11 protein-coding genes are annotated in these 10,284 nt (G+C 62.4%); 3 read left to right on the plus strand and 8 right to left on the minus strand.

The genetic code is table 11. The annotated features are described in order from the left end of the window. The 6 genes from ITX55_RS16080 to ITX55_RS16105 form a co-directional block, all read right to left on the minus strand. On the minus strand, positions 1 to 847 hold an 847-nt coding region (locus ITX55_RS16080), incomplete at its 3' end, for an ABC transporter ATP-binding protein (RefSeq protein ID WP_223085212.1). Continuing rightward, positions 837 to 1,823: an ABC transporter ATP-binding protein gene (locus ITX55_RS16085; RefSeq protein WP_108680939.1), complete on the minus strand. Its 987-nt coding sequence runs from the start codon at positions 1,821 to 1,823 to the stop codon at positions 837 to 839. The genes ITX55_RS16080 and ITX55_RS16085, both read right to left, overlap by 11 nt. Continuing rightward, entirely contained in the window at positions 1,820 to 2,770 is a 951-nt protein-coding gene (gene opp4C / locus ITX55_RS16090; RefSeq protein ID WP_046687269.1) for an oligopeptide ABC transporter permease, read from the minus strand. The genes ITX55_RS16085 and opp4C overlap by 4 nt, the downstream gene beginning before the upstream one ends. A 4-nt stretch (positions 2,771 to 2,774) precedes the next feature. Then, positions 2,775 to 3,731 carry an ABC transporter permease gene (locus tag ITX55_RS16095; protein WP_069100992.1) on the minus strand — a complete coding sequence of 319 codons (957 nt, stop codon included), beginning with the start codon at positions 3,729 to 3,731 and terminating at the stop codon, positions 2,775 to 2,777. A gap of 48 nt (positions 3,732 to 3,779) precedes the next feature. Next, positions 3,780 to 5,468, minus strand: a complete 1,689-nt coding sequence (locus ITX55_RS16100; protein ID WP_042784769.1) for an ABC transporter substrate-binding protein — start codon at positions 5,466 to 5,468, stop codon at positions 3,780 to 3,782. Between the two features lie 154 nt (positions 5,469 to 5,622). Beyond that, positions 5,623 to 7,041, minus strand: a complete 1,419-nt coding sequence (locus ITX55_RS16105) for a PLP-dependent aminotransferase family protein (protein ID WP_042784770.1) — start codon at positions 7,039 to 7,041, stop codon at positions 5,623 to 5,625. 144 nt (positions 7,042 to 7,185) lie between these two features. On the opposite strand from ITX55_RS16105, the gene ITX55_RS16110 reads away from it, so the two are divergent. The 3 genes from ITX55_RS16110 to ITX55_RS16120 are packed head-to-tail and all read left to right on the plus strand — an operon-like array spanning position 7,186 to position 9,763. Continuing rightward, positions 7,186 to 8,586, plus strand: a complete 1,401-nt coding sequence (locus ITX55_RS16110) for a cytochrome ubiquinol oxidase subunit I (RefSeq protein WP_004934615.1) — start codon at positions 7,186 to 7,188, stop codon at positions 8,584 to 8,586. Positions 8,587 to 8,588: 2 nt separating this feature from the next. Then, positions 8,589 to 9,596 (plus strand): cytochrome d ubiquinol oxidase subunit II, encoded by a 1,008-nt coding sequence (gene cydB, locus ITX55_RS16115; protein WP_033650915.1) that lies wholly within the window; start codon positions 8,589 to 8,591, stop codon positions 9,594 to 9,596. 14 nt (positions 9,597 to 9,610) lie between these two features. Further along, complete coding sequence (locus ITX55_RS16120) at positions 9,611 to 9,763, plus strand: DUF2474 domain-containing protein (RefSeq protein WP_004934619.1); 153 nt, start codon at positions 9,611 to 9,613, stop codon at positions 9,761 to 9,763. A 9-nt stretch (positions 9,764 to 9,772) separates the two neighbouring features. On the opposite strand, the gene ITX55_RS16125 is transcribed toward ITX55_RS16120, so the two are convergent. Together ITX55_RS16125 and ITX55_RS16130 are read right to left on the minus strand one after the other, a co-directional pair. Then, a complete protein-coding gene (locus ITX55_RS16125; RefSeq protein WP_108680940.1) occupies positions 9,773 to 10,039 on the minus strand; it encodes a hypothetical protein in 267 nt (88 codons plus the stop codon). Next, positions 10,036 to 10,260, minus strand: coding sequence for a hypothetical protein (locus tag ITX55_RS16130; RefSeq protein WP_025303190.1), 225 nt, complete (start codon positions 10,258 to 10,260; stop codon positions 10,036 to 10,038). Before ITX55_RS16130 ends, ITX55_RS16125 begins: the two co-directional genes overlap by 4 nt. Positions 10,261 to 10,284: the final 24 nt, after the last annotated feature.

The raw sequence follows: 10,284 nt of genomic DNA on the forward strand, positions 1-10,284 counted from the left end.
GGTTGGCGGGGTTCGGCGGCTCGCCGCCGGCCACCCACGCCGGCGCGCGTTGCGCATCCAGCGTCGGCACCGCCGCCAACAAGGCCTGCGTGTAGGGATGCAGCGGTTGGCGGAACAGCGAATCGCGATCGGCGCTCTCAACGATCTGCCCCAGATACATCACCGCCACATCCTGGCACAGATGCTCCACCACGCCGAGATCGTGCGAGATAAACAGCAGCGTCACCCCCTGCCGCTCCTGTAAATCGGAAAACAGATTGATGATCTGCGCCTGAATCGACACGTCGAGCGCCGATATTGGCTCATCGGCGACGATAAATTCCGGTTGCAGGATCAACGCGCGCGCAATGCCGATACGCTGCCGCTGGCCGCCGGAAAACTCATGCGGAAACCGCCCATAATGCTGTGAGGACAACCCGCAGATCGCCAGGGTATCGAGCACCCGTTCGCGCAGTTCCGCCTTGCTCGCCAGGCCGTGTTGCAACAGCGCTTCCCCAATGGCGTCGCCCACGCGCAGACGCGGATTCAGCGAGCTGTAAGGATCCTGAAACACCAGCTGCATTTTCGGCCGCAGGGCGCGCAACGCGTCCTTGCTCAGGCCGTCCAACGCCTGCCCTTTGAACAGCACCTCGCCGGCGGTTTTGTCGTGCAGGCCGAGCAGCGTGCGGCCAACGGTGGTTTTGCCGCTGCCGGACTCACCCACCAGCCCGAAAACGCGGCCCTTGCGAATGCTGAAGCTGACGTCGTCCACCGCCTTCAGTTGGCCGGTGGTGCGCCCGAACAGCCCGTCGCGTAGAGGAAAATATTTCTTTAACCCCTTTACCTCCACCAAAGGTTCAGTCGACATACGGATGCCCTCCGGCATTGAGAAAACAGGCGGACTGACGCTGACGGGAGCCGTACAGCGGCGGAATGCCGTCGCGGCAGCGAGCGGAGGCCTGCGCGCAGCGCTCGGCGAAAGCGCAATACTCCGGCAGCCGCGCCAGATCCGGCACCTGACCGGGAATGGAGTACAAGCGGCGTCGCCGCTGCCCCGGCACCGGCCGCGAGGCGATCAGCCCCTGCGTATAGGGATGTCGCGGCTCGTCCAGCACTTCCCGGGTCGTTCCCTGCTCGACGACGCGCCCGGCGTACATCACCGCCAGCCGATCGGCCATCTGGGCGATCACCCCGAGATCGTGGGTGATCAAGATCATCGCCATGTTGTGTCGCCGGCTCTGCTCACGCAGCAACGACAGGATCTGCGCCTGCACCGTAACGTCGAGCGCCGTGGTCGGTTCGTCGGCGATCAACAGCGCCGGGCGGCACCCGATCGCCATGGCGATCATCACGCGCTGCAGCATGCCGCCGGAAAGCTGATGCGGATAGCAGCGCATCAGCGCCTCCGCGCGCGCCAACCCCACTTCCGTCAAGAGTTGAATCGCCTGGCGCCAGGCCGCTTTCGGCGACAGAAGCAAGTGCCTGATCAGCGGCTCCACCAGCTGTTCGCCGAGGGTCAACACCGGATTGAGTGCGCTCATCGGCTCCTGAAAGATCATCGCCAGCCGGTTGCCGCGCAAATCGGCCATCTTGGATGCCCGCAGCGACAGCAGGTTTTGCCCTTCAAAGCGAATCTCACCGCCGTCTACCTGCGCCAGCGGCTGCGGCAACAGCCCCATCAGCGCCATGGCGGTCACGCTTTTGCCGCAGCCCGATTCGCCGACGATCCCCAGCGTTTGCCCGGCCTGCAGTTCAAGACTGACCTGTTGCACCGCCCGCACCGGCCCCTGCTCGCCATGAAACGACACCGACAGCCGGTCGAACGCCACCAGCGGTTGACTCATCGTTTTACCCCGCTCATTTTCGGATCGAGCGCGTCCCGCAGGCCGTCGCCCAAGATATTGATCGCCACCACGGTGACGAAGATCGCCAGCCCCGGCGGCATCCACAGCCAGGGGCGGCGCTGAAAGTCGATCAGGCTATTGGCGGCGTCCATCATGTTGCCCCACGACGGCGTCGGCGGCACCACGCCCAGCCCAAGGTAGCTCAACGCCGACTCGCTGAGGATGGCATTGGCCACCGCCATGGTGGCGACCACCACCAAAATCGGCACGGTATTGGGCAATAGATGGCCGAAGAGGCGCCTCCGAGTGGAGAGCCCCAGCACTTCGGTGGCCAACATGAAATCCCGCTCGCGCAGCGACAGGATCTGGCCGCGCACCAGCCGCGCCAGCGACGGCCAGCCCAGCAGGCTCAGCATGATCATCACCATGTAGATACGGTAGTCCGGCGACACGTCGAGTTCGGTCAGCATCGCCCCCATGATGATCAGCAGCGGCAGGCCGGGAATGGTCATCAACAGATCGGCGAAGCGCATGATCAACCGATCCGCCACGCCCCCCAGATAACCGGCGAACGCCCCCAGCACATAGCCCAGCGTCACCGACAGCAGCATCGACACCAGGCCGATGGTCAGCGATATTCGCCCCGCCAGCAGCAGCCGGGTGCAAATATCGCGGCCGAGAAAGTCGGTGCCCAACCAATGCGCGCCGCTCGGCGCCTGATTGATGTTCAGCACATCGCCGGCGTCGTCAGGCCACGGCGACAGCGACGGCCCAATCAGGCACAGCAGCGCCAACAGCACCAGCAGCGCCAGCGAGATCATCGCCGGTCGGTGGCGGCGCAGACGGCGCCAGGCCTGCGCGGCGGGCGGCGGAGACAGCTGCGCCAGCGCCGGCAACTGCGCCTGGCGCCAGCGGCGACGGCGCCCGAAAAACAGCGTTACCCACATCGTGTTACCTCAAGCGAATGCGTGGATCGGCGTAGGCGTACAGAATGTCCGCCAGCAGATTGCCGAGAATGGTCAACGCCGCCAGAAACAGCGTGAACCCCATCAATACCGGATAATCGCGCGCCGCCAGCGAATCGATATGGATATGCCCGGCGCCCGGCCAGTTGAAGATTTTTTCGGTGATCAGCGCGCCGGAGAACAATCCCGGCAGCTCGAACCCCAGCAGGGTGATGATCGGCAACAGCGCATTGCGCAGCGCGTGTTTGAGGATCACCGTTTTCTCCCTGAGCCCTTTGGCGCGCGCGGTGCGGATATAGTCCATGCGGATCACCTCCAGCATGCTGGCGCGAAAATAGCGCGTCAGGCTGCCGGCCTGCAGCATCACCAGCGCCAGCACCGGCAACAGCAGGTGCGCCGCCACCTCCAGCGCCCAGGCCAGCCCGCTCGCTTCGCTGCCGGTGCGCAACATGCCGCCCGCCGGCAACCAGTGCAGATCGACGGCGAACCATTTGATCAGCAACAGGCAAAGGAAAAACGTCGGAAACGACATGGCGGCGAACACCGCCACGGTGATCAGATGATCGAACAGCGAATAAGGTTTCATCGCCGAGATCACTCCCACCGCCAGCGCGATGCCCCAATACAGCAGCATCGCCACCGCCGCCAGCAGGAACGAGTTCCAGATGTATTGATTCAGCAGCGTGCTGACCGGGATCTGATACTGCAGCGAGAAGCCGAGATCGCCCTGCAACAGCCGGCCAAGCCAATGCAGGTAACGGCTGAACAAGGGCTGATCCAACCCATACAGCGCCCGCAGCTCGGCGGCGCGTTGCGCGGTCAGGTTGATATTGCCGTCGATAAAGTCGCCGGGCGCCAGGGCGAAGATGCAAAAAATCAGCAATGAAGCCAACAACAGCATCGGGATAGTCTGCAACAAACGGCGCAGGATAAAATTTCTCATCGCGAATTCCATCGCCGCCGCCCGGAATAGCGCGGCGGCATCGGGGCGTTACGGAGCCGGTTTGACGTTCGGCAGGCTGCCGACCAGTCCGTTGTAGATATCCGGTTTAAAGCCGGTGACGCGCGCGCTGCTGGCGCTCAAGATTTCGCGGTTGCCGAGCAGGATCACCGGCGGATCGTCCGCCAGCACCTGATACAGCTGATGGTACAGCGGCTTACGCTGCGCGATATCCAGCGTGGCATTGGCTTTGGCGATCAGCGCGTCCACCTGCGGGTTGTGGTAGCCGGTCTCGCTCTCGCGGCTGATGAAGTCGCGTACGCCGTCGTGCGGATCGTTCAGCGTGCTGGTGCTGAGAGACGCCAGGTCGTAATTGCCCGCCTTGCGCTGCGCCAGCAGCGCGTTGAAATCCAATACCTGCGGTTTCAGCACCACGCCGAGCCGGCGGTAGTTATCCTTGGCGATCGGCACCAGCGCGTCGTTGATCAGCTTTTTGGTCACCAGCAGCGTCAGCTCCAGCTTTTTACCGTCTTTCTGCCGGATGCCGTCAGCGCCCACCTGCCAGCCCGCCTCGTCCAACAGCTTTTTGGCCTTATCGAGATCGTAAGCGTAAGGATTGATGCCGTTGGCGTCGTAAGCCCAGGAGATCGGCGAAATCGGCTGGTTGGCGACCTTGCCGTACCCCTGGTACACCACGGCGATCAGTTTTTGCCGATCGAGGCCGTAGATCAGCGCCTGACGCACCCGCTTGTCCTGCAGCGCCGGGCGTCTGAGGTTGAAATCAACCCGGCTGTAATCGCTCGAGCTGTAAAGGTTGATATTGGCGAAACCGAGCAGCTTGAGCTGTTCGATATCGTCCGGCTTGGCGGTAAAGGCGTCGTAGTCGGTCTCACCGGTCTGGAACAGCTGGAAGTTGGTGGCCGGGTTGGTGACGCGATAGATAAAGCGCGCCATCGGCGGCGGGCCGAGGTAGAAGTTCGGGTTGGCGTGGAAGCGGATTTCCTGCCCCGGCACGTACTTGTCGTAAATGTAGGGGCCGTTGCCGAGCGGCTTGCCGTTCAAGGCGCGCACGCCGTCGAGCTTGCCGCGCTGATAGTCTTTGCCGTAGTAAGCCCGCGACAAGACCGGCCCGCCAATCAGTTGCAACGTGGTCGCGCCCGGTTGGGTGGTGACGATCTGAATGGTGCGATCGTCGATCACCTTCAGCCCGCTGATGCCGGCCGCGGTGCCGTTTTTATACTCGGCGCCGCCCTGAATGTGCGCCGGCGTGATATCGGTATCGCCGTCATAGGCCGGGTCATGCAGCAGAGTCAGGGTAAAGGCGATATCGTCGGCCTTCAGCGGCGAGCCGTCGCTGTAGACCAGATTCGGCCGCAGCTTGATGGTGTAGGTCAGATTATCGGGGCTGACCTGCCAGGACTCCGCCAGGCGCCCTTCCGGTTTGCCCTGGCTGTCCAGGCCGATCAGCCGGCTGAAGATCACGTCGGTCACGTTCTCGTCCCAGCCGTTGGTGAACAGATACGGATTGAAAATCCCCTGCGGCTCCGAGATGCCCGCCACGACGGTATCTTTGCGCAGTTTGGCGGCGGCCGGCACCCGAGCGGCGTCGCTGGCCGGCGTAATGCCTTCGGCCAGCGTTTCCGCCTGCGCGCCGGCGCTCAGCCCCAGCGCGCAGACCAACGCCAGCGGCGTCAGTCGATAGCGCAACAGTTTGTTTAGCTTATTTTTTATTCCACTCACCCACTGCCCCTCGTCTACCCGTTGATAAAAATGTGACAAAATTTATCGCAGAGTAATGGGCGGCTGGAGGGCTGTCTAACAACGAAACCGGCATTCCATTGCCGAAAAAAGCATTATGAATTTTTCTGGGGTGAAGCGGCGGGAAAAACGCGGTTCAGCCGGCCGCCGCCAGCCCCCGGATAAGTTTGGCTAAGGTTTTTATCGCCTCTTCAAAGCGGTCATTCCATTCAAATGAGGCGTTGAGACGGAAGCAGTGGTTGAAATGGTCGCCGGTGGTAAACATGCGCCCCGGCGCGATGCTGATGCCCCGTGCGAGTGCGCGCCGATACAGTTCCATCGACGACAGCGCCGGGTCGAGTTCCAGCCACAGGAAATACCCGCCGTCGGGCTGACTGACTTTCACCGTCGGCGGGAAATGGTGGGCGATCGCCTGACGCATTGCGCTTTGGCGCTGAGCCAGCAGGCGGCGCAGCCGCCGCAGATGGGTGTCGTAGCCGCCGTGCAGCAGATAATCCGCCAGCGCCATCTGGGTTGGCACGCTGGTGGAAACGGTGCTCATCAGCTGCAAACGCTGGATCTGTTGCGCATAACGCCCCGCCGCCACCCAGCCGACGCGAAAGCCCGGCGCCAGACATTTGGAGAATGACGAGCAGTGCAGGATCTGGCCGCCGCTGTCGAGCGCTTTCGCCGGCAGCGGCCGTTCGGCGCTGAAGTACAGCTCGCCATAGACGTCGTCTTCGATCAGCGAGATCTGCCGTTCGCGCAGCAGCGCCACCAGACGCTGCTTGTTGGCCTCCGGCAGGGTGGCGCCCTGCGGGTTCTGGAAGTGGGTCATCAGCCAGCAGGCTTTGATCGGATACTGCTCCACCGCCTGCTGCAACGCGTCCAGATCGATACCGTCCTGCGGATGCGTGGCGATCGCCACCGCCTTCAGCCGCAGCCGTTCCAGCGCCTGCAGCGCGCCGTAAAACGCCGGCGACTCGATCGCCACATAGTCGCCCGGTTGGGTCACCGCCTGCAGGCTGAGGCTGAGCGACTCCATCGCCCCGGCGGTGATGACGATCTCGTCCGGCGCGACCTGCATGCCGCTCAGCGCATAGCGTTGGGCAATGTGCCGCCGCAGCGCGTCGTTGCCCGGCGGCAGGTTGACCAGCGAACTGTGCGGCGTGAACTTGCGCGCTACGCTGCTCAGCGCCCGCGCCAGCTTCGGCTGGGCGAACAGCGTGGCGTCGGGAAACGCCGAACCGAAAGGCACGATGTCCGGATCCTTGCAGGCCTGCAGCACGTCGAAAATAAAGGCGTTGATGTCCACCTGCTCGCTCAGCAGCAGTTTCTCGCCGCGCGAAGGCTGCGGCAGCGGCTGCGGACGCGCCGCCACATAGTAGCCCGACTGCGGCCGGGCGACGATCCACCCCTGGCTCTCCAGCAGTTGATAAGACTGCACCACCGTCATCAGGCTCAATCCGGCGCGTTTGCCGCTCTCGCGCAGCGAAGGCAGCTTGTCGCCCGCCCGCCACACCCGGTTCTGGATCTGTTCTCTAATCTGCTGCGCAAGCTGCTCGTATCGGGTCATAACCATTAACTGTTATATGAAAAATTAAAATAACTGTCACTATTATAGGCACTGTACTCCGTGCTTAACTTAACGCCAAGCATTTCACATAAAAATGACAGCTATACTCAAGAGGTTAATTTATGTTCAACCCTAGGAGGCGCCATGCTGGGTCTTGATGCACTGGAACTTGCCAGAATACAGTTCGCCTTCACCGTGTCTTTCCATATCATTTTCCCCGCCATCACCATCGGTTTAGCCAGCTATCTGGCGGTGCTGGAAGGATTATGGTTGAAAACGCACAATGAAGCCTATCGTGAGCTTTATCACTTCTGGTCAAAGATTTTCGCCGTTAACTTCGGCATGGGCGTGGTATCCGGGCTGGTGATGGCTTACCAGTTCGGCACCAACTGGAGCTTCTTCTCCGAGTTCGCCGGCAGCATTACCGGGCCGCTGCTGACTTATGAAGTGCTGACCGCCTTCTTCCTCGAAGCCGGTTTCCTCGGCGTGATGCTGTTCGGCTGGAACCGCGTCGGCCCCGGCCTGCACTTCTTCGCCACCTGCATGGTGGCGCTCGGCACGCTGATCTCCACCTTCTGGATCCTGGCCTCCAACAGCTGGATGCAGACCCCGCAGGGGCATGAGATCATCAATGGCCAGGTGGTGCCGGTTGACTGGCTGAAGGTCATCTTCAACCCGTCCTTCCCGTATCGCCTGCTGCACATGTCCACCGCCGCCTTCCTCTCCTCGGCGTTCTTCGTCGGCGCGTCCGCCGCCTGGCATCTGCTGCGCGGCCGCGACACGCCGGCGATGCGCAAGATGCTGTCGATGGCGATGTGGATGGCGCTGATCGTCGCGCCGGTGCAGGCGCTGATCGGCGATGCGCACGGCCTGAATACGCTGAAACATCAGCCGGCGAAGATCGCCGCCATCGAAGGCCACTGGGAAAACCCGCCGGGCGAAGCCACGCCGCTGATCCTGGTCGGTTGGCCGGACATGCAGCGTGAAGAGACCCGCTTCAAGCTGGAAGTGCCCTACCTCGGCAGCCTGATCCTGACGCACAGCCTGACCGAGCAGGTGCCGGCGCTCAAATCGTTCCCGCCGGAAGATCGCCCCAACTCCACCGTGGTGTTCTGGTCGTTCCGCATCATGGTCGGGCTGGGCATGCTGATGATCCTGGCCGGGGTGTGGAGCCTGTGGCTGCGCTGGCGCGGCGGGCTCTATCAGTCGCGTCCGTTCCTGTACTTCATCCTGTGGATGGGCCCTTCCGGGCTGCTGGCGCTGCTGGCGGGCTGGTTCACCACCGAGATCGGCCGCCAGCCGTGGGTGGTGTACGGCCTGCTGCGCACCAAGGATGCGGTGTCCGCGCACGGCGATCTGCACATGAGCATCAGCCTGCTGGCGTTCATCATCGTCTACTGCTCGGTGTTCGGCGTGGGCTACTCCTACATGATGCGCCTGATCCGCAAAGGGCCGCAGCCGCATGAACACCAAGAAGACAATACCGAGGGCCGCCCGGCGCGTCCGCTGTCCGCGGTCAACGACACTCTGGACGACAGGAGCTGAACATGGGTATCGATCTTCCGCTGATTTGGTTTGTCATCATCGTGTTCAGCACCATGATGTACGTGGTGATGGACGGTTTCGATTTGGGCATCGGCATTCTGTTTCCGTGGGTGAAGGCGAGCGGCGACCGCGATCTGATGATGAACACCGTCGCCCCGGTGTGGGACGGCAATGAGACCTGGCTGGTGCTGGGCGGCGCGGCGCTGTTCGGCGCCTTCCCGCTGGCCTACTCGGTGATCCTCGACGCGCTGGCGATCCCGCTGACGCTGATGCTGATCGGGCTGATTTTCCGCGGCGTGGCCTTCGAGTTTCGCTTCAAGGCGACGCCGGAGAAGCGCCATATCTGGGATAAAGCGTTCATCTGGGGCTCTCTCTTCGCCACCTTCAGCCAGGGTGTGGTGGTGGGCGCCGTGATCAACGGCTTCCCGGTAGAAGGCCGCACCTACGCCGGCGGCGCACTGGACTGGCTGACGCCGTTCGCGCTGTTCTGCGGGCTGGGGCTGGTGGTGACCTACGCCCTGCTCGGCTGTACCTGGCTGGTGATGAAAACCGCCGGTGACCTGCAGGCGCGCATGTATCACCTGGCGACGCCGCTGCTGGCGATCCTGCTGCTGGTGCTGGCTGCGGTCAGCATCTGGACGCCGATCGCGCATCCCGAAATCGCCGCGCGCTGGTTTACGCTGCCGAACCTGTTCTGGCTGCTGCCGGTGCCGGTACTGGTGCTGCTCAGCGCCTGGGGGATCCGGCATGGGGTGAAACGCGGCGCGCACTACTCGCCGTTCATGCTGACGCTGCTGCTGGTGTTCCTCGGCCTGAGCGGGCTTGGCATCAGCATCTGGCCGCACCTGATCCCGCCGGCCATCAGCCTGTGGGACGCCGCCGCGCCGCCGCAGAGCCTCGGCTTTATGCTGGTCGGCGCGCTGTTCATCATCCCAATCATTCTGGTCTACACCTTCTGGAGCTACTACGTGTTCCGCGGCAAGATCAGCCATGAACACGGCTATCACTGAGGAAGGAGGACGCTATGCAAGATAAAACGGCAGCCGCCGCTCCGGCGCCCTGGTGGAAACGCATCGGTTGGCTGGTGATCATCTGGAGCGCCAGCGTGCTGGGGCTGTTCGTGGTTGCCTCACTGTTCCGCCTGCTGATGACTGCGGCGGGCATGAAGTCACATTGACGTGACGCCTTATCTGGATGCGCTGTTGGGAAAGTAAAAAGAGACCACCAGCGTGACCAGCGGCAAGGCGCCGATCTTCACCAGCTCAAACACCTGATTCAGCGCTTCGTTTTTCTCCCAATACGCGTGGGCGGCGAATACGCCCACGCTGACCGCGAATATCCCGCACAGCACCTGGCGTGCCAGGCGCAGCCGCTCCATTTCGTCGAAGACCAAGACCTGCTCCAGATAAACCTGGCTGGCCTCATCGCGCAGATTACCGCTTTCGATGTTCATGGGAAGATCTCCACGACCCGCCCCACCGCTTCAAGCTGTTCACCCTTCTCCCGTACAATGCCAAGAGAAGTACCATCCTGTTTCATCCAGTACTTATCGGCAAGGGTAATCAGTGCAAACGCCATTTTGATTACCTCGGTTTTTTCCATCCCGTGACGCCGGGCGATATCGTTCAGATCATCATCAATTTTGTTCGATAACCGAATCGGCAAGCTGCGCATAGTCCACCTCCTGTGGCCGTTGAT

The sequence above is a fragment of the Serratia sp. EWG9 genome, assembly GCF_019913725.1.
GTDB classification, from domain to species: Bacteria; Pseudomonadota; Gammaproteobacteria; order Enterobacterales; family Enterobacteriaceae; genus Serratia; species Serratia ureilytica.